The following is a 21,649-nucleotide window of genomic DNA, read 5'->3' as shown; positions in this document are numbered from 1 at the left end:
TGCGCCGCGCGGGCGGCGCGCGATTTCACAGGCGCCACTGCAATCAAGGCATGCGCCTCTCAAGAAAAACATTGGTAAGCCCTGTCGATTTATCCGATTACCGTTCGACCATGAGCTGAAGGTACAAGCCAACCCTGTACCGAAATGCTCATGAATGATCGGAGGAACACCCGATGAACGCGGCAGCCGAAAACGAAATCCGTCAGCTTATCGACCGCTGGATGCAGGCCGTACGCGACCGTGACATCCCCGCCATCACCGCACCCTACGCCGAAGACATCGTCGCCTTCGATGCCATCCAGTCGCTTCAGTTCAAGGGCCGGGCCGCCTACCAGGCGCACTGGGAAATGTGCATGAACATGTGCCCTGGCCCCATGGTCTTCGAACTCGCCCAACTGACCGTGCACGCGGACGGCGAGCTGGGCCTGGCGCACTGGCTGAACCGCTGCGGCCCTGGGGATGACGAGAGCCAGTGCGGTTTCATCCGTGCCACCGTCGGTTACCGCAAGTCTGGCGGCCAGTGGCAGGTGATCCACGAGCATTGGTCGGCACCGTTCGACATGCAAACCCAGAAAGCACTGTTCGATCTCAAGCCTTGATCGGCTATCGCCAAATGCACGTTGCCAACGCCTGGAGACGACCATGAAATACCTATGCCTGGTCTATTGTGACGAAGGGCTGCTGCACAGCCTGCCCGACAGCCCGGAAGACGCCGAATGCATGGCCTACGCCGAATCGCTGCAGAGCTGCGGGCGCATCATTGCAGCAGAAGCGCTGAAGACCGTGCAAACCGCCACCACCGTGCGCATGCGCGCAGGGCGAATGAGCATCACCGATGGCCCGTTTGCCGAAACGAAAGAGCAGCTCGCCGGTTTTTACCTGGTCGATGCCCGTGACCTCAACGAGGCGCTGAACATCGCCAAGGGCATACCGGCTGCGCGGGTCGGCAGCGTGGAAGTGCGGCCAGTGCGCGAACTGCAACCCTGACAGCAACGGAGAACAACAAGAATGACCCTTGCCCAACCCGCGCCTGCGCAGCACGAGCTGTCGATCAGCCGCTTGATCGATGCCCCACCTGCCAAGGTTTTCCGTGCCTGGACAGAGCCCGAGTGGCTGATGCAGTGGTGGGGGCCACACGGCATGACCACCCCTGAATGCGAGATGCAACTGTGGGTCGGGGGCCTATTCCGTACGCTCATGCGTGCCCCGGATGGCTCCGAGTACCCGACCCAGGGGGTATTTCTGGAAATTGCCGCCCCGCGTCGGCTGGTGTTCACCGATGCCTTCGGGCCGGGTTGGGTGCCGTCGGGCAAGGCCTTCATGACTGCAGTGATCAGCTTTGACGAAGAAAACGGCAAGACCCGCTACACCGCCCGTGCCTGGCATTGGAATGCAGCCGACAGCCGCGCCCATGAAGAAATGGGCTTCCATCAGGGCTGGGGAGAAAGCCTGGACCGCCTGGTGGAGGTGGTGACTCAGCGGATGCCTGACTGATGGCAGAGCTGGCGCAGGTGCGTGGCGAAGTCGAAGCGGTGTACCGGCGTGATTCGCGGCGCATCCTGGCGACCTTGATCCGCCTGCTGGGGGATTTCGACCTGGCCGAGGAGGCCATGCACGATGCCTTTTTCATCGCCGTCGAGCGCTGGCAGCGCGATGGCATCCCTGGCAACCCTCGCGCCTGGCTGGTCTCTACCGGGCGCTTCAAGGCCATTGATGCATTGCGCCGGCGTGCCCGTTTCGACCGCTCCCAGGCCGACCTGATCATGCTGATCGAAGGCCAGGGGCAAGACCCCAGTGAAGAAGAGCTGCTCGCTGACGACCGCCTGCGGCTGATCTTCACGTGTTGCCACCCGGCCCTGGCCGCCGATGCCCAGGTGCCGCTGACCCTGCGCGAAGTCTGCGACCTGACCACCGAGCAGATCGCCCGTGCGTTTCTGCAAAGCCCGGCGACCATTGCCCAGCGTATCGTGCGGGCCAAGGCCAAGATCCGCGACGCCGGCATTCCTTATCAGGTCCCCGAGCTGCACGAGTTGCCCGAGCGCCTGGAGAGTGTGTTGCGGGTGATCTATCTGGTGTTCAATGAAGGCTATTCGGCGTCTTCGGGCGAGGCGTTGCTGCAGCAGGCGCTGAGCGACGAGGCGATCCGCCTCGGGCGCCTGCTGGTGCAACTACTGCCAGACGCTGAAGCCGTCGGCCTGCTGGCGCTGATGCTGCTACAGGCATCGCGGCAGCGCGCGCGCAGCGATGCCGAAGGCAACCTGGTGCTGCTCGATCAGCAGGACCGCAGCCTGTGGGACCGCGAGCAGATTGCCGAAGGCTGTGAACTGGTGCGCCTGGCGTTGGCCAGCCGGGCTTTTGGTGCCTACACCGTGCAGGCGGCGATCGCGGCGGTGCATGCCGAGGCGGCGACGGCGCAAGAGACAGATTGGGCGGAGATCGTCGGGCTGTACGATGTGCTGCAAAGGCACTGGCCGTCCGCCGTTGTGGCGCTTAACCGGGCGGTGGCGCTGGCCAAGCGTGACGGGGCGCAGGCTGGGCTGGTGGCAGTGGAGGCGATTCTGGCAGGCGGAGCGTTGCGCGACTATCACCTGGCGCATGCGGCGCGGGCGCAGTTGCATCAAGAGTTGGGGAATGTCGGGGAGGCGCGGGTGGCCTGGGAAAAGGCGCTGGAGTTGACCTGCCAGGCGCCGGAGCGGCGGCATATCGAAAGGCGATTACGCGAACTGATGTGATGGCCTGGCCGGCCTCTTCGCGGGTAAACCCGCTCCCACAGGGGGCAGTGCAAGCCTGTGAAGGCGGTGCATTCCTTGTGAGGGCGGGCTTGCCCGCGAAGAATCCAGCACCGATATCAGCTGGCGACGAAGTTCGGTGGGGATACCAGTTCGACGGTCTGCTGTTTGCGCGGTGCGAGGATCTCGGCCTCGCCCTCGACTACCAGCTCATCGTTCTGGTTGTACACATTGGTGGCGATACGCACCTTGAACTTGGGCAGCTTCTCGAGGATTTCCAGGCGCACGGTCAGGGTGTCGCCGATTTTCACCGGCTTCTGGAAGCTCATTTTCTGGCCCAGGTAGATGGTGCCAGGGCCAGGCAGGGTGCAGGCCACTGCAGCGCTGATCAGCGCACCGCTGAACATGCCGTGGGCGATACGTTCCTTGAACATGCTCTTGGCGGCAAATTCGGCATCCAGGTGCACGGGGTTGTGGTCACCGGACATCGCGGCGAACAGCTGGATGTCGCGTTCTTCGACAGACTTTTCGTAACTGGCTTTCTGGCCGACTTCCAAAGCTTCGTAAGGCGTGTTGGTGACCTGGGTCATTGGCGTTTCCTTGATAGGCGGACGAGGCCGATATCATTCATTGCGAGCAGGGCGGCCAAGGGCCAGCGCCTGCTCAAGCCATGCGAGGATATCGGCGGTGACCTCGTCCCGATTGATTTCGTTTAGCACTTCATGCCGCGCCTCAGGATAGACGCGCAGCTGTACATGTCGATTGCCGGTCGCGCGCAGGGCGTCGGCCAGATGGGTGAGACGCTTGCCGGCACTCACCGGATCACATTCGCCACCGATCACCAGCAGCGGCAGGTTCGGATCGATCTGTGCGAGGTTACGCGCCTGGCTGATTTGCGTCAGCCCCTGCAGCAGGTCGAGCCACAGCTGGTTGCTGCAGCGAAAGCCGCACAGCGGATCGTTGACGTACTGGTCCACTTGCGCCGGGTCACGGCTGAGCCAGTCGAACGCCGTGCGGTTGGGCTTGAAGGCGCTGTTGAACGAGCCGAACGACAGCCATTCGATCAAGGCGCTTTTGCCCAGTGGCCCCTGGCGCCAGGCTTCCAGGCGCGCAATCAGGCGGGCCGCCCGATACAGCGCGGCGGGCTGGTAGTTGGAACCACTGAGAACCGCCCCCTGCAGGCTCGCGCTGTGGTGCGTGAGGTAGGCCTGTGCGATGTAGCTGCCCATGCTGTGGCCGAACAGGAACAGCGGGGTGCCGGGAAACTGCTGGCCGATGTGCTGGGCCAGCAGGCCAAGGTCGTTGACCACGGCATTCCAGCCATGGTGCCGGGCGAACAGGCCCAGGCTGCCCAGTTCGGCGGTGCGGCCGTGACCGCGCAGGTCGGGCGCCAGCAGGGCGTAGCCGGCATCGCAGAGGGCGTGGCCCAGGTGCTGGTAGCGCCCGGCGTGCTCGGCCATGCCATGGGCCAGCAGCACCACGGCCTTGACCGGTGTGGCCGGTAGCCATTGGTGCACGTACAGGCTGCAATGCTCGCTGGCGGGTAGCCAGAAGGCGTCATGGGGCATGGCGAATCCTTTGCGCGATGGTTACCCGCACAGTGTATGCATAACCGCCCGGATTGCAGGAAGGGCACAAATAAGATTCACAATGTTAATGGCGGCACTTGGCATATATGCCACCTCAGGCTTACCTGCTAACGTCGGTTCAACGCCTTTTTGCCTCCAGGCAAACGGGACAAGGAATCAGTGCGAGCTCAGGCAGAGGAACAATAATAAATGCAAGCCGACTTCTGGAATGACAAACGCCCCGAGGGCGTGCCTTCCTCCATCGACATCCACGCATACGCTTCGGTCGTCGAGGTGTTCGAGCGCTCCTGCAAGCGCTTTGCCGAGCGCCCGGCGTTCAGCAACCTCGGCGTGACCCTGAACTACGCCGAACTCGAGCGCCATTCGGCGGCCTTCGCCGCCTGGCTGCAGCAGCACACCGACCTCAAGCCGGGTGATCGCATCGCAGTGCAGATGCCCAACGTCCTGCAGTACCCCATTGCCGTGTTCGGCGCCCTGCGCGCCGGGCTGATCGTGGTCAACACCAACCCGCTGTATACCGAGCGCGAGATGCGTCACCAGTTCAAGGATGCCGGCGCTCGCGCCCTGGTGTACCTGAACATGTTCGGCAAGCGCGTGCAGGAAGTGCTGCCAGATACCGGTATTGAGTACCTGATCGAAGCGAAGATGGGCGACTTGTTGCCCGCAGCCAAGGGCTGGCTGGTCAATACCGTGGTCGACAAGCTGAAAAAAATGGTCCCGGCCTATCATCTGCCCCAGGCCATCCCGTTCAAGCAGGTACTGCGCGAAGGCCGCAGCCTGACGCACAAACCGGTGCCACTCACCCTCGATGACATCGCCGTGCTGCAGTACACCGGCGGCACCACGGGCCTGGCCAAGGGCGCCATGCTCACGCACGGCAACCTGGTGGCCAACATGCTGCAGGTGCTGGCGTGCTTCTCCCAGCACGGCCCGGATGGGCAGCGGCTGATCAAGGAAGGCCAGGAAGTGATGATTGCGCCGCTGCCGCTGTACCACATCTATGCCTTTACCGCGAACTGCATGTGCATGATGGTCACCGGCAACCACAACGTGCTGATCACCAACCCGCGCGACATCCCGGGCTTCATCAAGGAGTTGGGCAAGTGGCGTTTTTCGGCGTTGTTGGGGTTGAACACCTTGTTCGTCGCGCTGATGGACCACCCAGGCTTCCGTCAGCTGGACTTTTCGGCGCTGAAAGTAACCAACTCTGGCGGCACGGCGCTGGTCAAGGCCACTGCCGAGCGTTGGGAGCAACTCACCGGTTGCCGCATCGTCGAGGGCTACGGCCTGACCGAGACTTCGCCGGTGGCCAGCACCAACCCCTACGGCCAGCTCGCGCGGCTGGGCACCGTGGGCATTCCGGTGGCGGGCACGGCATTCAAGGTCATCGATGATGACGGCAACGAGCAGCCACTGGGTGAGCGCGGCGAGTTGTGCATCAAGGGGCCGCAGGTGATGAAAGGCTACTGGCAGCAGCCGGAGGCCACGGCCCAGGCGCTGGATGCCGAGGGCTGGTTCAAGACTGGCGATATCGCGGTGATCGACCCGGACGGTTTCACCCGCATTGTCGACCGCAAGAAGGACATGATCATCGTCTCTGGCTTCAATGTGTACCCCAACGAAATCGAGGATGTGGTGATGGGGCATCCGCAGGTTGCCAGCTGCGCGGCCATCGGCGTGCCGGACGAGCGTACGGGGGAGGCGGTGAAGCTGTTCGTGGTAGCGCGTGAGGGTGGGGTGAACGTCGATGAGCTGAAGGCCTACTGCAAGGCCAACTTTACCGGCTACAAAGTACCCAAGCACATCGTGGTGCGCGAGTCGCTGCCGATGACCCCAGTGGGCAAGATCCTGCGGCGAGAGTTGCGCGACATAGCCTGATCCGGAATGTGCTTCTTCGCGGGCAAGCCCGCTCCCACAGCCGCTGCACATGCCTGATGAATGTGCGGTAACTGTGCGAGCGGGCTTGCCCGCGAATGCTTTGAAAGTGCTCTAACAGGCTGCTTACGGCCCGATTTGCGACATTTTGGTCAATTACTCTAAAAATGACCTATATAGTTCATTGAGTCATTTTTGTGACTGAGAGGCCGTTCTTGGCCCCTAGGCGACCCCATTTAAAGCTGTTACTCTCGGGCCGCTTTCAGATGATCAGGTTTGCAACGAACCCTCATCACATATCAATAATAAACGCATCGACGCGTGAATCGAACTTCGCTGTTGCTGAAGGAGTGGGCTTCCATGATCGAAAATTTTTGGAAGGATAAATACCCAGCCGGGATTACGGCGGAAATCAATCCTGACGAATTCCCCAATATCCAGGCGGTACTCAAGCAATCCTGCCAACGCTTTGCCAATAAACCGGCCTTTAGCAACCTGGGCAAGACCATCACCTACGGCGAGCTCTATGCGCTGTCAGGCGCTTTTGCGGCCTGGCTGCAGCAGCACACCGACCTCAAGCCGGGTGACCGTATTGCCGTCCAGCTGCCCAATGTCCTGCAATACCCTGTAGCCGTATTTGGTGCCATGCGCGCCGGCCTGATCGTGGTCAACACCAATCCGCTGTATACCGTGCGGGAAATGGAGCACCAGTTCAACGACTCCGGTGCCAAGGCCTTGGTATGCCTGGCCAACATGGCGCACCTGGCCGAGAAGGTGGTGCCCAAGACCCAGGTGAAGCACGTCATCGTCACCGAGGTGGCCGACTTGCTGCCACCGCTCAAGCGCCTGCTGATCAACAGCGTGATCAAGTACGTGAAGAAGATGGTGCCGGCCTACAACCTGCCGCGCGCCGTGCGCTTCAACGATACCCTCGCGCTGGGCAAGGGCCAGCCGGTCACCGAAGCCAACCCGCAAGCCAATGACGTGGCCGTGCTGCAGTACACCGGCGGCACCACCGGCGTGGCCAAGGGGGCGATGCTGACCCACCGCAACCTGGTGGCCAACATGCTGCAGTGCCGGGCGCTGATGGGCTCCAACCTGCATGAAGGTTGCGAGATCCTGATCACTCCGCTGCCGCTTTACCACATCTATGCCTTCACCTTCCATTGCATGGCGATGATGCTGATCGGCAACCACAACGTGCTTATCAGCAACCCACGCGACCTGCCAGCAATGGTCAAGGAGCTGGGCAAGTGGAAGTTCAGCGGTTTCGTCGGCCTCAATACGTTGTTCGTTGCGCTGTGCAACAACGAGGCATTCCGCGCCCTGGACTTCTCGGCGCTGAAGATCACCCTGTCCGGTGGCATGGCCTTGCAGCTGAGCGTGGCCGAGCGCTGGAAGAGCGTTACCGGCTGCGCCATCTGCGAAGGCTATGGCATGACCGAGACCAGCCCGGTGGCGGCGGTGAACCCGGCCGAGGCGAACCAGGTGGGTACCATCGGCATCCCGGTGCCATCCACCCTGTGCAAGGTCATCGACGACGCCGGCAACGAGCTGGCGCTGGGCGAAACCGGCGAGCTGTGCGTCAAGGGCCCGCAAGTCATGAAGGGCTACTGGCAGCGTGAAGACGCCACCCGCGAGATCCTCGACAGCGACGGCTGGCTGAAGACCGGCGACATCGCGCTGATCCAACCAGATGGCTACATGCGCATCGTCGACCGCAAGAAGGACATGATCCTGGTCTCGGGCTTCAACGTGTACCCCAATGAGCTGGAAGATGTGCTCGCCGGCTTGCCGGGTGTGCTGCAGTGCGCAGCCATCGGTGTGCCGGACGAGAAGTCGGGTGAAGTGATCAAGGTGTTCATCGTGGTCAAGCCGGGCATGACCGTGACCAAGGAGCAGGTGATGGAGCACATGCGTGCCAACGTCACTGGCTACAAGGTGCCGCGGTACATCGAGTTCCGCGATGCGCTGCCGACCACCAACGTCGGCAAGATCCTGCGCCGTGAACTGCGCGATGAAGAGCTGAAGAAGCAGGGCTTGAAGAAGATCGCTTGATCTTCAGATCTCTAATGATTTCACCGGCCTCTTCGCGGGTAAACCCGCTCCTGCAGGGTTGTACAAAACCTGTAGGAGCGGGTTTACCCGCGAAGAGGCCAGTGCAATCAGCGCAGTTTTTCTAGCATCTGGTAGTACCACATCCCCGCCGCCAGCAGCGGGTTGCCCAGCAAGTCCCCCATCGGCACACGTACGTGCTTGCACTGCGCGAAGGTGTCGAACTTCTCCAGCGTTCCGGTCAGTGCCTCGGCCATGATCTCGCCCATGATGTGGCTGGTGGCGATGCCGTGCCCGGAATAGCCCTGGCAGTACCACACGTTGTCCGACAGCTTGCCCAGTTGCGGAATGCGGTTGACCACGATGCCCATCGCGCAGCTCCACTGGAACTCGATCGGCACGCCCTTGAGCGCCGGGAAGGTGCGTTCGATACACGGGCGCAGCTCGCCTTCGATATCACGCGAATCCTTGCCCGAGTAATTGGCGCCGCCGCCAAACAGCAAACGCTTGTCGGCCGTCAGGCGGTAGTAGTCGAGGACGAAGCGGCAGTCGTACACCGCCAGGTCCTGCGGGTTGATCTGCTCCGCCAGTTCGCCCAGCGGGGCAGTGGTGACGATGCCGCCCATGGCCGGAAAGATCTTGCCCTTGAGCTGGCGCTTTTCCAGCTTGTGGTAGACGTCGCCGGCCAGCATCACCTGGCGCGCTTCGACCCGGCCGTGGGCGGTAACGACTGCCGGGCGTGGGCCGTGGACGATGTCCAGCACCTCGGAGTTCTCGAAAATCAGCGCACCCAGGCTGTGGGCGGCGCGGGCCTCGCCCAGGCACAGGTTGAGCGGGTGCAGGTGCAGGTTGCGCAGGTTCTTCAGTGCGCCCAGGTACAGCGGGCTCTGCAGGTGCTCGGCGACGCCATTGCGGTCGAGCAGTTGCACCTGGTCGCCCAAGCCACGGCGTTCGGCCTCGGCCTGGAAGCTACGCAGCTCCTCCATGTGCGAAGGTTTCATCGCAGCATGCAGATGGCCGCGCTTGAGGTCGCAGTCGATGCCATAGCGCTCGATGCGTTGCTCGATGACCTGGTGCCCACGCCAGCGCAGGTGCCAGATGAAATCATCGACCTCGGCGCCCAGGTGGTTGCGCATCTGCGTGCGCATGGCTTCGTCCCCCGACAGGCTGCCGGTGACCTGGCCGCCGTTGCGGCCGCTGGCGCCCCAGCCAATCCGGTTGGTCTCGACGATCGCCACCTTCAAGCCGCGCTCGGCCAGCTCCACCGCAGTGGCCACACCGGTGAAACCACCGCCGATGATTGCCACGTCGACCTGCACCGTGCCCTTGAGCTGCGGGTACTCTGTATGGTCGTTCAGCGAGGCGCTGTAATAGGACGGCGCGCGCAGGGCCGGGCCGTTGTGCAATGCTGCGTTCATGGGTGTTCCTTGTTCTTGATGGGTAAGGCTCAGGCTTGGTGCAGGTACCAGCGCCAGTCCTGTTCGCTGACTTCGGCCATGAACTGGCGGTACTCGGCGCGCTTGACCTTGAGGAAGACGCCGACAAACGCTTCGCCGAGCGCCTCCCGCGCCCAGTGCGAACGCTCCAGCGCATCGAGTGCGGTCAGCCAGTCGGTGGGCAGGTGCTCGGTGGCCTGGGCATAGCCGTTGCCTTCTACCGGTGCACCGGGGTCCAGCTGCTCGCGGATGCCGCGATGGCAGGCGGCCAGAATGGCGGCGGCAGCCAGGTATGGGTTGGCATCGGCGCCACAGATGCGGTGCTCGACATGCCGGCTGTTGGCCGGGCCGCCGGGCACGCGCAGGCTGACGGTGCGGTTGTCGACACCCCAGGTCGGCGCCAATGGCGCATAGCTGTTGGCCTGGAAGCGGCGGAACGAGTTGGCGTTGGGGCAGAACAGCAGCAGCGAGTCACGCAGGTGGCGCAGCATGCCGGCAACAGCCTGGCGCAGCAGTGGGGTGCCAGCCTTGTCTTCGCTGGCGAACAGGTTGTGGCCGGCGCTGTCGGCCAGGCTCAGGTGCATGTGCATGCCGGTGCCGGCCAGTTGCGCGAACGGCTTGGCCATGAAGCAGGCCTGCATGCCATGGGCATGGGCCACGCCCTTGACCAGGCGTTTGTAGCGCACGGCCTGGTCCATCGCTTCCAGCGCATCGCCATGTTCCAGGGTGATTTCCACCTGGCCCGGGGCGTACTCGGAGATCGCCGTGCGAGCAGGGATACCCTGGGCCTTGCAGGCAGCGTAGAGGTCGGCGAGGAACGGTTCGATCTGTTCCAGCTCACGCAGGCCATAGACCTGGGTGCTGCGAGGGCGCCCGCCGTCGTTGTCCAGTGCCGGTTGCGGGCGGCCCTGGGCATCGCGTTTGTGGTCGAGCAGGTAGAACTCCAGCTCGCAGGCCATCACCGGGTGGTAACCGTCAGCCTTGAGCGCCTCGATGGTGCGCAGCAGCACATGGCGCGGGTCGGCAACGCTGGCCGGCAGGCCCTCGCTCGGGTGCATGCTGACCTGCACTGCTGCAGTCGGCACCCGCCGCCACGGCAGGCGGACCAGGCTGCCATCCAGTGGGTAGGCGCGGCAGTCGATGTCACCGACATCCCAGACCAGGCCGGAGTTTTCCACGTCGTCGCCATTGAGGGTCAGGCCCAGGATGGTGCTGGGCAGCGGGCGCCCGCTCTGGTAGACCGCCAGCAGTTCGTCGCGGTGCAGCAGCTTGCCACGTGGCACACCGTTGGCGTCGAGGATGAACAGTTCGAACAGTTCGATATCGGGGTTATCTGCCAGGAAACGGCTGGCGTGCTCTACAGGTGCAAAGTGCATGATGGGTTCGCTCACAGGCGCACGGGACCTGCGCGCAGGCGCGGTCCACTTGAGTCAGACGGCCGGGCTGGGGCCGAGTCGGGTCACAAAGGCGTGAGCGAAGAATCCGGGGGGCGCGCGTGGCGGCAGTGCCACAGGGCCCAGAAGGCGAGGATGATATGGACCAGCGGATTTTCACCGGCGTGGGACCGGGCCTTCGCTGGCGAAGGGCGGGACGACGGTGGGGCGATGGTCTGGGCGGGAGTCATGCCTTTGATACTCACATGCGGCTTAAGGTTGATTAAAGCAGTGAATGGCAACCTTCACATCGGACTTGGCTAAACATATGTACTGTCTGGACTGGCCTCTTCGCGGGTGAACCCGCTCCCACAGCATTCCCTGAAATCTGATTCCACTGCGGTTCCTGTGGGAGCGGGTTTACCCGCGAAAGCGCCGGCACAGGCAGCAGAGAACCGGCAAATCTGCGACAATCGCGCATCCTTCGAATGCCGATCATGAAAAAGCAGGCCCACCTGCATCACTAAAAAGCCCCATGACTGACCAAGCCATCGACAAACTGCTGCAAAACCTCGACCACGCCATGATTGCCGAGCGTCATCGCCTGCGCCGTCAACTGCATGAACTGCGCAAGCGCCCCGACGAGGCCAAGCTGGCGCAGTGGGTGGAAAAGGTCCAGGCATCCTGCGCCCAGGTCACCGCGCGTCAGAACAGCGTGCCGCAGATCCGCTACGACGACAGCCTGCCGATCGCCGCCAAGCGTGATGAAATCAAGAAGGCCCTGGCAGAACACCAGGTACTGGTGATCGCTGGCGAAACCGGTTCTGGCAAGACCACCCAGTTACCGAAGATCTGCCTGGAACTGGGCCGCGGCAGCCATGGCCTGATCGCCCATACCCAGCCACGGCGGATTGCCGCGCGCAGTGTCGCCGCCCGGGTTGCCGAAGAACTCGGCACGCCGCTGGGCGGGCTGGTCGGCTACCAGGTGCGTTTCGAAGACCAGAGCGATGCCAACACCCTGGTCAAACTGATGACCGACGGCATCCTCCTGGCCGAAACCCAGCACGACCGCTTTCTCGAGCGCTACGACACGATCATCGTCGACGAAGCCCACGAACGCAGCCTGAACATCGACTTCCTGCTCGGTTACCTGAAGACGCTGCTGCACCGCCGTCCGGACCTGAAGCTGATCATCACCTCGGCGACCATCGACCTGGAGCGTTTTTCCAAGCACTTCGACAATGCCCCGATCATCGAGGTGTCCGGCCGTACTTTCCCGGTGGAAACCTGGTACCGGCCGCTGACCAGCGAACAGGACGAGGAGGGCAACCAGGTCGAGGACGACCTTACCGTCGACCAGGCGATACTGGCCACCCTCGACGAAATCGCCCAGCACGAGCGCAGCGTGGGCAAAGGCCCCGGCGATGTGCTGGTGTTTCTCCCAGGCGAGCGGGAAATCCGTGATGCCGCAGAGATCCTGCGCAAGGCGCAGTTGCGCCATACCGAGATCCTGCCGCTGTACGCACGCCTGTCGCCGGCCGAGCAGCAGCGCATTTTCCAGTCGCACACCGGGCGCCGGGTGGTGCTGGCCACCAACGTTGCGGAAACCTCGCTGACCGTGCCCGGCATCCGTTACGTGATCGACACCGGCACCGCGCGCATCAGCCGTTACAGCTACCGCGCCAAGGTCCAGCGCCTGCCGATCGAGGCCGTTTCGCAGGCCAGTGCCAACCAGCGCAAGGGCCGTTGCGGCCGGGTCGAGCCGGGTATCTGCATTCGGCTGTACAGTGAAGAAGACTTCAATGGCCGTCCGGCCTTCACCGACCCCGAGATCCTGCGCACCAACCTGGCAGCGGTGATCCTGCAGATGCTGCACCTGCGCCTGGGTGCAATCGACGCTTTCCCGTTCATCGAGCCGCCGGATGGCAAGGCCATCAGCGACGGCTTCAACCTGCTGCAGGAACTCTCGGCGGTCAACCGCGAGAACCAGCTGACGCCGATCGGCCGCCAGCTGGCGCGCCTGCCGATTGACCCTCGCTTGGGCCGCATGCTGCTCGAAGGTGCGCGTCAGGGCAGCCTGCAGGAAGTGCTGATCGTCACCAGCGCCCTGTCTGTACAGGACCCGCGCGAGCGCCCGCCAGAGCGCCAGCAGGCCGCCGATCAGGCACATGCGCAGTGGAAGGACGCCGATACCGACTTTGCCGCGCTGGTCAATTTGTGGAGGGGCTTCGAAGAGCAGCGCCAGGCACTGACGGCCAGCCCCCTGCGCAACTGGTGCCGCAAGAACTTCCTGAACTACCTGCGCCTGCGCGAGTGGCGCGACGCCCATCGCCAGTTGTCGCTGATCTGCCGCGAGCTGCAGTTACCGGTCAACAAGGAACCGTCCGACTACCAGAAAGTGCACAAGGCGATCCTCAGCGGCCTGCTCAGCCAGATCGGCCAAAAGACCGAAGAGGGCGATTACCAGGGGGCCCGCCAGCGGCGCTTCTGGGTGCATCCGTCTTCCGGCATTGGCCGCAAGCGCCCGCAGTGGGTGATGGCGGCCGAACTGGTGGAGACCACCAAGCTGTATGCGCGCATGGTTGCCAAGATCGAGCCTGACTGGATCGAGCCGTTGGCTTCCCACCTGATCAAGAAGAACCACTTCGAGCCGCACTGGGAGAAGAAGCGCGGGCAGGTGGTGGCCTATGAGCAGATCACTTTGTATGGCCTGATCCTGGTCGGCCGCCGCCCGGTGCACTTTGGCCCGATCGACCCGGTCACCTCGCGTGAACTGTTCATTCGCGAGGGCCTGGTTGGCGGTGAAATCCAGTCACGTGCCAAGTGCCTGGCCGCGAACAAACGCCTGCTCGAAGCGCTCGATGAGCTGGAAGCCAAGGCCCGTCGGCGCGACATTCTCGCCGATGAAGAAACCCTGTACGCGTTTTACGAAGCACGCTTGCCGGCGGAAATCCACCAGACCGCGACCTTCGATGCCTGGTACCGCATGACCAGCCAGAAGGACCCGAATCTGCTGATCATGCGCGAGGAAGACGTGTTGGCCCGCGAGGCCAGCGAAGTCACTGCGGCGCAGTACCCTGACAGCATGCAAGTCGGTGAACTGCGCTTGCCGCTGACCTACCACTTCGAGCCGGGCCACCCGCGTGACGGTGTAACCGTGCGGGTACCGGCGCCGCTGTTGCCGAGCCTGCCGGGCGAACGGCTGGAGTGGCTGGTACCTGGCTTGCTGGAAGCCAAGTGCGTGGCGCTGGTACGTAACCTGCCCAAGGCCCTGCGCAAGAACTTTGTGCCGGTGCCCGATTTCGTCAAGGCCTCGCTGGCGCGGATGACCTTCGGCCAGGGCGCGCTGCCCCAGGCGCTGGGCCAGGAGCTGTTGCGCATGACCGGCGCGCGGGTGAGCGATGAGGCCTGGGCCGAGTCGGTCAACCTGGTCGAAGGCCACCTGCGCATGAACATCGAAGTGGTCGATGGCCAGGGCAAGTTTCTTGGTGAAGGCCGCGACCTGGCCGAACTGACCGCCCGCTTTGCCGCTGCCAGCCAGGCCGCTTTGGCCGTGCCACGTACCGAGAAGGGCGAGCAACCGGTACAAGCCAAGGCCTTCAGCGAGGTCAAACAGACCGCCCAGCAAAAAATCGCTGGCCTGTCGATGACCGTTTACCCTGCATTGGTGGAAGAGAACGGCACCGTGCGTGAAGGCCGTTTCTCGACCCAGGCAGAAGCCGAGTTTCAGCACCGCCGCGCCTTGCAGCGCCTGTTGCTGCAGCAGTTGGCGGAGCCTGCCAAGTTCCTGCGCGGCAAGCTGCCGGGGCTGACCGAGCTGGGCCTGCTGTACCGCGAACTGGGCCGCATCGAGGCGCTGGTCGAGGACATTCTGCTGGCGAGTCTGGACAGCTGCATCCTTGACGGCGAAGCGACGTTGCCGCGTGACGGTGCGGCGCTGGCAGGGCTGGCTGAGCGCAAACGCGGCAGCTGGGCTGAGCATGCCGAGCGCCTGGCCCGCCAGACCCTGGAAGTGCTCAAGCTGTGGCACGGTTTGCAGAAGCGCTTCAAGGGCAAGATCGACCTGAGCCAGGCGGTGGCGCTGAACGACATCAAGCAACAGCTGGCCAACCTGGTGTACCCAGGCTTCGTGCGCGAGACGCCGGCAGCCTGGTTCAAGGAGCTGCCGCGCTACCTCAAGGCGGTGGAATTGCGCCTCGAGAAGCTGGGTGCTCAGGTGCAGAAGGACCGGGTCTGGAGCGGCGAGCTGGGCAACCTGTGGGCGCAGTACAAGGCACGGGCCGACAAGCATGCCCAGGAGGGCAAGCGCGATGAAGCGCTGACCTTGTATCGCTGGTTGCTGGAGGAGTATCGGGTGTCGCTGTTTGCCCAGCAGTTGGGCACCAAGGTGCCTATTTCTGACAAGAGATTGAGCAAGCAGTGGAGCCTGGTGGAAGGATAAACTTCCGCAGATGTGGCAATATTGATGCAATTTGGGCCGCTTTGCGGCCCATCGCGGATGAATCCGCTCCTACGGGGATTGCACCGTCCTGTAGGCGCAGATTCATCCGCGATCGAGGGCGCAACCCTCGCCGAGAAATTGGTACTAAAGTGCCATTATTCTGTCACATTCCCAGCCAGCGCCCCGTGGCGATGGCCTTTGAGCAGAGGATCGATCGTGCATAACGTCGTGATCAGCGGCACCGGCCTGTATACCCCGGCCCAGAGCATTTCCAACGAAGAACTGGTGGCCTCCTTCAATGCCTGGTCGCAGCAGTACAACCAGGACAATGCCGCCGCCATCGAGCGTGGCGAAATCGAAGCAGCCCCCGTGTCCGATGCTGCCTTCATCGAAAAGGCCTCGGGTATCAAGAGCCGTTTCGTCATGGACAAGGCCGGCATCCTCGACCCGCAACGCATGAAGCCACGCCTGCCGGAGCGTTCCAACGACGAGCAGTCGATCCTCTGCGAAATGGGCGTGGCCGCTGCGCGCCAGGCGTTGGAACGCGCGGGCCGTACCCCGGCGGATGTCGATGGGGTGATCGTCGCCTGCTCCAACCTGCAGCGTCCTTACCCGGCCATCGCCATCGAAGTGCAGCAGGCGCTGGGCATCGAGGGTTTTGCCTTCGACATGAACGTGGCCTGCTCGTCGGCCACCTTCGGCATCCAGACCGCTGCCAACAGCGTGCAACTGGGCCAGGCCCGGGCACTGCTGGTGGTGAGCCCGGAGATCTGTACCGGGCACCTGAACTTTCGCGATCGCGACAGCCACTTCATCTTCGGTGACGCCGCCACTGCGGTGCTGGTAGAACGTGCTGACAAGGCCACCTCGGCGCACCAGTTCGACATCGTCGGCACCAAGCTCAAAACCGCGTTCTCCAACAATATCCGCAACAACTTCGGCTTCCTCAACCGCGCGGCGGAAGAGGGCATTGGGGCCCGCGACAAGTTGTTCGTGCAAGAAGGCCGCAAGGTGTTCAAGGAAGTCTGCCCGATGGTTGCCGAGCTGATCGGCAAGCACCTGGGCGAGAATGGCCTGCAGCCGTCCGACGTCAAACGCTTCTGGCTGCACCAGGCCAACCTGAGCATGAACCACCTGATCGTCAAGAAGCTGATGGGGCGTGAAGTGAACGAGGAAGAGGCACCGGTGATTCTGGATCGCTATGCCAACACCAGTTCGGCGGGGTCGGTGATTGCCTTCCACCTGTACCAGGATGACTTGGCCAAGGGTTCGTTGGGTGTGCTGAGTTCGTTTGGTGCAGGTTATTCGATTGGTAGCGTGATTCTGCGCAAGCGCTGAGTTTTGTAGAGACTGTACCGGCCTCTTCGCGGGTAAACCCGCTCCCACAGGTACGCCACGGTTAACAAGTCCTGTGGAGTACCTGTGGGAGCGGGTTAACCCGCGAAGGGGCCGGGTGCATTTCTGGCAGGTAAAAAAAGGCGGGAAATACCGGATGGGGTCGGCATTTCCCGCCTCAGCGTGAAGCAGAGGAGTTTGCTAGCTTAGAACTTGGCTTCCAGGTCCACCTGCAGGGTGTCTACGTCAGCATTGCTGTTCGGCAGGTTGGAGTAGTCGGTCTTGGCCATCATGTAGGCCGCGCCGAGGGCGAAGTTCTTGTCGATTTCGTAACCGACCTTGAACTTGTGACCGCGGGAACCGGTGAAGCCGTTACCGAAGTCAGAGTCGGTGAACAGGCTGACCACGCCGTTACGTTGTACGTCGCGGTAGTTGTAGTCCAGGCTCCAGGCACCGATCTTCGACTTCAGGCCCGCCAGCCAGGCGGTGTCCTTGCCATCGGTGCTTTCGGTGTTCTTGACGTACTGGCCGTAAGCCGACAGCGGGATGGCGAAGCCGGTGAAGTCGAGCTGACCGAAGCCTTCTACCAGGTTGAACTCGTCGGTGGTGTTGCCCAGCGAACGCAGCGCCGCCGAGGCCTTGTCGTTGTCGTAGCCATAGAGGCTGGCACCGACGGTGACCTTGACGGTGTCAGCCGCGTTGAACTTGGTACCCAGCTGGGCAGCGTACAGTTGAGCGTCATGCTTGAACTGAACACCGTCGCCGTCGACGTTGTCTTTCAGGTTGTAGTGGCCGATGCTGCCGAACACTTCGGCCGGGCCGGCGTTGGTCTTGTAGGTGACAGCCACGCCTTCCGGGTTGATGTCGCTGTCCCAGATGATGTCGCCCATGCTCACCCATGGCTGCATCATCTTGCCGCCGATCAAGTGCAGGTTCGGTACGGCAGTCGGGTGCCAGTCGAGGTAGGCCAGGTCGACCCACAGCGATTTCTTTTCGAAGTAGTTGTCCAGGCTCTGGTTGGTCGAGCGGGCATCGGCGCTGCTACCGGTGGCCACACGCACGCCGGCGTCGACCTGCGGGTTGATCTCGCTGTAGAAGCCGACACGGGCACGCACGCGCTCGCGGTCCTGGTTGCCACTGCGGGAGATCGGGTTGTCGACGTTGACGTCTTCGTAACGCAGGCGCACATCACCCTTGATCTGGGTCTTGGCGGCCCATGCCACTTTTTGTTCGAAAGCGCTCATACGTTCGGACTGAGCTTTCTGGTCGGCCTTTTCCTTGGTTTCTTTTGCCAGGTCGCCTTGGAGTTCGTTGTACTGCGCCTGGTTGATCGAGCCATTGGCGCGGAGCATTTCGAGCAGCTTGGCGTCGACGGCCGCACTGGCCGGAGTACTCAGAGCCAGCATCATGCCGGTGAGGCTCACTCCGGTAAGTGTAGAAACAAGACGCATAAGGTTCTCCCTACTTAAAAGATTTGGGGAGGCTTAGCGCCCACCCCCATGTTGGCATGTCTTCGGAAAGGGCCTGACTAGACAGGTTCTGGGGTTCCGGAAAACAGGCGCAAGTATTGCGGGGGCGAATGACAGAATAATGTCTAATTAATGGCACTGCTGTTAAGTAATTGAGAGAGAAAGGCGAAACGGGCCGATCATCATTTGAGCGACGGGCCCCTGTTCGCCGATACTGATGGCCTTGAACAGTGAGTCGAAAACGTGACCAGTCTCTACAGCCTTGCCCACCTGCGTGACCTGCCAGCGGCGACCTGGGATGCCCTGGTTCCCCCTGGCCAACCGTTCCTGCGCCATGCCTTTCTCAGTGCCATGGAAGACAGCGGCAGCGTGGCGCCCAACACCGGCTGGGCAGCCGAACACCTGGTGCTCGAACGTGACGGGCAGGTGCGTGCGTTGCTGCCGGCTTATCGCAAGTGGCATTCCTATGGCGAGTACGTGTTCGATCACGGTTGGGCCGATGCCTGCGAGCGTGCCGGCATCGCCTATTACCCCAAGCTGCTCGGTGCCGTGCCGTTCAGCCCCGTCAGCGGGCCGCGCCTGCTGGCGGTGGACCCCGCCGATGCCTTGCTGGTGCTGCAGGCATTGCCGGAGTACTTGGGCAAGGGCGGGTTGTCGGGGGCGCATATCAATTTCACCGATGCTCAGCTGGATGCGCAGATAGCCGGCCTGCCGGGCTGGATGGAGCGACTGGGCTGCCAGTTTCATTGGCGCAATCACGGTTATCGTGACTTCCAGGACTTTCTCGACAGCCTCAGCTCACGCAAGCGCAAACAGATGCGCAAGGAGCGTGAGCAGGTGGCGGGGCAGGGCATTGATTTTCGTTGGTACCGCGGCGACGAGCTGGACGAGGCGCAGTGGGATTTCGTCTTCCTCTGTTACGCCAACACCTATGCGGTGCGCAGGCGCTCACCGTACCTGACCCGGGAATTCTTCAGCCTGCTGGCCGAGCGCATGCCCGAGGCTGTGCGGGTGGTGATGGCGCGCCAGGGCGGGCGTGATGTGGCAATGGCCTTGAGCCTGGTCGGGGGCGACAGCCTGTTCGGTCGATATTGGGGCTGCCTTGATGAATTTGACCGGCTGCATTTCGAGACCTGCTTCTACCAGGGCATGGACTTTGCCATTGCCGAAGGGCTGCAGCGTTTCGATGCCGGGGCGCAGGGCGAACACAAGCTGATTCGCGGGTTCGAGCCTGTGCTGACGCGGTCGTGGCATTACCTGTTGCATTCGGGGTTGCGGCGAGCGGTGGAGGATTTTCTGCAGCAGGAGCGGGCAGGGGTGAGGGGGTATGCCGAGGAAGCCAAAGAGATGCTGCCTTACCGCAAGGACTGAGATCTCTATTGCCTTTTCGTGCCGCTTCGCGGGTGAACCCGCTCCCACAGGGTCACCGTCGTCCTTGAGACTTGTGCAGTCCCTGTGGGAGCGGGCTTGCCCGCGAAGAGGCCGGAACAGGGCTTAGTCGACCCCGACAAAGCCGCCAGTTTGGTGATGCCACAAGCGGGCATACAGGCCCCGCTGCTCCAGCAATTCACTGTGGCTGCCACTTTCGACGATCCGCCCTTTGTCCAGCACTACCAGTCGGTCCATCCGGGCGATGGTCGACAGCCGGTGGGCGATGGCGATCACTGTCTTGCCTTGCATCAGCGTTTCCAGGCTTTCCTGAATGGCCGCCTCGACCTCCGAGTCCAGCGCCGAGGTGGCTTCGTCCATGATCAGGATCGGTGCGTTCTTCAGCAGCACCCGGGCAATCGCGATGCGCTGGCGCTGGCCGCCAGACAGTTTCACCCCCCGCTCGCCGACATGGGCATCGAAACCTGTTCGGCCTTGGGCGTCCGACAGCTGTGCAATGAACTCGTCGGCCCGCGCGCGGCGTACGGCTTCGTGCAGCGCCGCTTCACTGGCGCCAGGGCGGCCATACAGCAGGTTGTCGCGGATCGAGCGGTGCAGCAGCGAGGTGTCCTGGGTGATCATGCCGATCTGCGCGCGCAGGCTGGCCTGGCTGACCTCGGCGATGTCCTGGCCGTCGATCAGGATGCGCCCGCCCTGTACGTCGTACAGGCGCAGCAGCAGGTTGACCAGGGTCGACTTGCCGGCGCCTGACGGGCCGATCAGGCCTATCTTCTCGCCCGGGCGGATGTCCAGGTTGAGCCCTTCGATCACGTTGGCGGCCTTGCCATAGTGGAAGTCCACGTTGTCGAAGCGCACGGCGCCGCGGCTGACCTTCAGTGGCGGCGCATGGGGCTTGTCGGTGACGGTGACCGGCTGGGCGATGGTCTGCAGGCCGTCCTGGACCATGCCGATGTTCTCGAATATGCCGTTGACCACCCACATGATCCAACCCGACATGTTGACGATGCGGATCACCAGCCCAGTGGCCAGGGCAATGGCGCCGACGGTGATCAGCGACTGGCTCCACAGCCACAGCGCAAGGCCGGTGGTGGTGACGACCAGCAGGCCGTTGAGGGTGGTGATGACCACGTCCATGCTGGTGACCACGCGCGACGCCAGCTGGGTTTTCTCGGTCTGTTCACTGATCGCTTCGCGGGCGTACTGCTGTTCGTAGTCGGTATGGGCGAACAGCTTGAGGGTGGCGATGTTGGTGTAGCCATCGACGATCCGCCCCATCAGCTTGGAGCGGGCGTCGGAGGAAATCACCGAACGCTCCTTCACCCGCGGCACGAAGTAGTACAGCGCGGCAATGTAGCCGGTGATCCACAGCAGCAGCGGCAGCATCAGGCGCCAGTCGGCCTCGGCGAACAGCACCAGTGAGGTGATGGCGTAGATCAGCACATGCCACAGCGCATCCACCGCCTGTACGGCGGAGTCACGCAGCGAGTTGCCGGTCTGCATGATGCGCTGGGCGATGCGCCCGGCGAAGTCGCTCTGGAAGAAGTTCAGGCTCTGCTTGAGCACATAGGTGTGGTTCTGCCAGCGGATCAGGCTGGTCATGCCGGGGTTGATGGTCTGGTGTACCAGCAGGTCGTGCAGGCCGAAGAAGACCGGCCGCAGCAGCAGGATCACTACCAGCATCCAGATCAGCTCGCCGCTGTGGTCGCTGAAGAAGTTGGCATTGGGCGTGCCTTGGGCCAGGTCGATGATGCGGCTCAGGTAGCTGAACATCGCCACCTCGATCAGCGAGGCGAACAGGCCCACCACCAGCAGGGCGAGAAAACTCGGCCAGACCTGGCGCAGGTAATACAGGTAGAAAGGCCAGACCTGGCCGGGCGGCGACTCGCTGGGCGCGTCGCGGAAGATATCGATCAGTTGCTCGAAACGGCGGTACAGCATGGGTGACAAGACTCCTGTGC

General features: G+C 62.8%; 15 protein-coding genes. 9 read left to right on the top strand and 6 right to left on the bottom strand.

The features are described 5' to 3' along the window. The first annotated feature begins 173 nt into the window (after nucleotides 1-173). Genes APH27_RS21725 through APH27_RS21710 form a run of 4 tightly spaced genes read left to right on the top strand, consistent with a single transcriptional unit; the run spans nucleotide 174 to nucleotide 2,732 of the window. Nucleotides 174-599 carry a nuclear transport factor 2 family protein gene (locus tag APH27_RS21725; protein WP_060485886.1) on the top strand — a complete coding sequence of 142 codons (426 nt, stop codon included), beginning with the start codon at nucleotides 174-176 and terminating at the stop codon, nucleotides 597-599. Nucleotides 600-642: 43 nt separating this feature from the next. Then, a complete protein-coding gene (locus APH27_RS21720; RefSeq protein WP_027918693.1) occupies nucleotides 643-987 on the top strand; it encodes a YciI family protein in 345 nt (114 codons plus the stop codon). Between the two features lie 21 nt (nucleotides 988-1,008). Beyond that, entirely contained in the window at nucleotides 1,009-1,494 is a 486-nt protein-coding gene (locus tag APH27_RS21715; protein WP_060485885.1) for an SRPBCC family protein, read from the top strand. Further along, entirely contained in the window at nucleotides 1,494-2,732 is a 1,239-nt protein-coding gene (locus APH27_RS21710) for an RNA polymerase sigma factor (RefSeq protein WP_060485884.1), read from the top strand. The genes APH27_RS21715 and APH27_RS21710 overlap by 1 nt, the downstream gene beginning before the upstream one ends. Before the next feature lie 116 nt (nucleotides 2,733-2,848). Here the strand turns inward: APH27_RS21710 and APH27_RS21705 are convergent, their stop codons facing one another. Then, nucleotides 2,849-3,319 carry a MaoC family dehydratase gene (locus APH27_RS21705; protein ID WP_027918696.1) on the bottom strand — a complete coding sequence of 157 codons (471 nt, stop codon included), beginning with the start codon at nucleotides 3,317-3,319 and terminating at the stop codon, nucleotides 2,849-2,851. Nucleotides 3,320-3,352: 33 nt separating this feature from the next. Then, nucleotides 3,353-4,297, bottom strand: a complete 945-nt coding sequence (locus tag APH27_RS21700) for an alpha/beta hydrolase (protein WP_060485883.1) — start codon at nucleotides 4,295-4,297, stop codon at nucleotides 3,353-3,355. Between the two features lie 210 nt (nucleotides 4,298-4,507). Here APH27_RS21700 and fadD2 point away from each other — a divergent pair, with 210 nt between their 5' ends. Both fadD2 and fadD1 read left to right on the top strand, forming a co-directional pair. Further along, entirely contained in the window at nucleotides 4,508-6,196 is a 1,689-nt protein-coding gene (fadD2, locus tag APH27_RS21695) for a long-chain-fatty-acid--CoA ligase FadD2 (protein WP_027918698.1), read from the top strand. Nucleotides 6,197-6,553: 357 nt separating this feature from the next. Next, a complete protein-coding gene (fadD1, locus tag APH27_RS21690; protein WP_027918699.1) occupies nucleotides 6,554-8,251 on the top strand; it encodes a long-chain-fatty-acid--CoA ligase FadD1 in 1,698 nt (565 codons plus the stop codon). A gap of 107 nt (nucleotides 8,252-8,358) precedes the next feature. On the opposite strand, the gene APH27_RS21685 is transcribed toward fadD1, so the two are convergent. After that, nucleotides 8,359-9,666 carry an FAD-binding oxidoreductase gene (locus tag APH27_RS21685; protein ID WP_060485882.1) on the bottom strand — a complete coding sequence of 436 codons (1,308 nt, stop codon included), beginning with the start codon at nucleotides 9,664-9,666 and terminating at the stop codon, nucleotides 8,359-8,361. Nucleotides 9,667-9,695: 29 nt separating this feature from the next. Then, complete coding sequence (locus APH27_RS21680; protein WP_060485887.1) at nucleotides 9,696-11,060, bottom strand: glutamine synthetase family protein; 1,365 nt, start codon at nucleotides 11,058-11,060, stop codon at nucleotides 9,696-9,698. Between the two features lie 532 nt (nucleotides 11,061-11,592). Between APH27_RS21680 and hrpA the strand changes: the two genes are divergently transcribed. Both hrpA and APH27_RS21670 read left to right on the top strand, forming a co-directional pair. After that, a complete protein-coding gene (gene hrpA / locus APH27_RS21675; RefSeq protein WP_060485881.1) occupies nucleotides 11,593-15,498 on the top strand; it encodes an ATP-dependent RNA helicase HrpA in 3,906 nt (1,301 codons plus the stop codon). A gap of 216 nt (nucleotides 15,499-15,714) precedes the next feature. Continuing rightward, nucleotides 15,715-16,836: a beta-ketoacyl-ACP synthase III gene (locus APH27_RS21670; RefSeq protein WP_060485880.1), complete on the top strand. Its 1,122-nt coding sequence runs from the start codon at nucleotides 15,715-15,717 to the stop codon at nucleotides 16,834-16,836. 203 nt (nucleotides 16,837-17,039) lie between these two features. Here the strand turns inward: APH27_RS21670 and APH27_RS21665 are convergent, their stop codons facing one another. After that, nucleotides 17,040-18,284, bottom strand: a complete 1,245-nt coding sequence (locus APH27_RS21665) for a putative porin (protein WP_027918704.1) — start codon at nucleotides 18,282-18,284, stop codon at nucleotides 17,040-17,042. Nucleotides 18,285-18,545: 261 nt separating this feature from the next. Between APH27_RS21665 and APH27_RS21660 the strand changes: the two genes are divergently transcribed. Then, entirely contained in the window at nucleotides 18,546-19,673 is a 1,128-nt protein-coding gene (locus APH27_RS21660; RefSeq protein WP_027918705.1) for a GNAT family N-acetyltransferase, read from the top strand. A gap of 123 nt (nucleotides 19,674-19,796) precedes the next feature. Here the strand turns inward: APH27_RS21660 and APH27_RS21655 are convergent, their stop codons facing one another. Continuing rightward, nucleotides 19,797-21,629 (bottom strand): ABC transporter ATP-binding protein, encoded by a 1,833-nt coding sequence (locus APH27_RS21655; RefSeq protein WP_060485879.1) that lies wholly within the window; start codon nucleotides 21,627-21,629, stop codon nucleotides 19,797-19,799. Between the last annotated feature and the right edge of the window lie 20 nt (nucleotides 21,630-21,649).

This window comes from Pseudomonas sp. NBRC 111123 (genome assembly GCF_001320205.1).
Taxonomy (GTDB): domain Bacteria; phylum Pseudomonadota; class Gammaproteobacteria; order Pseudomonadales; family Pseudomonadaceae; genus Aquipseudomonas; species Aquipseudomonas putida_J.
The sequence above is the reverse complement of the archived record's forward strand: the minus strand, read 5'-3'. Positions and strand labels throughout refer to the sequence as shown.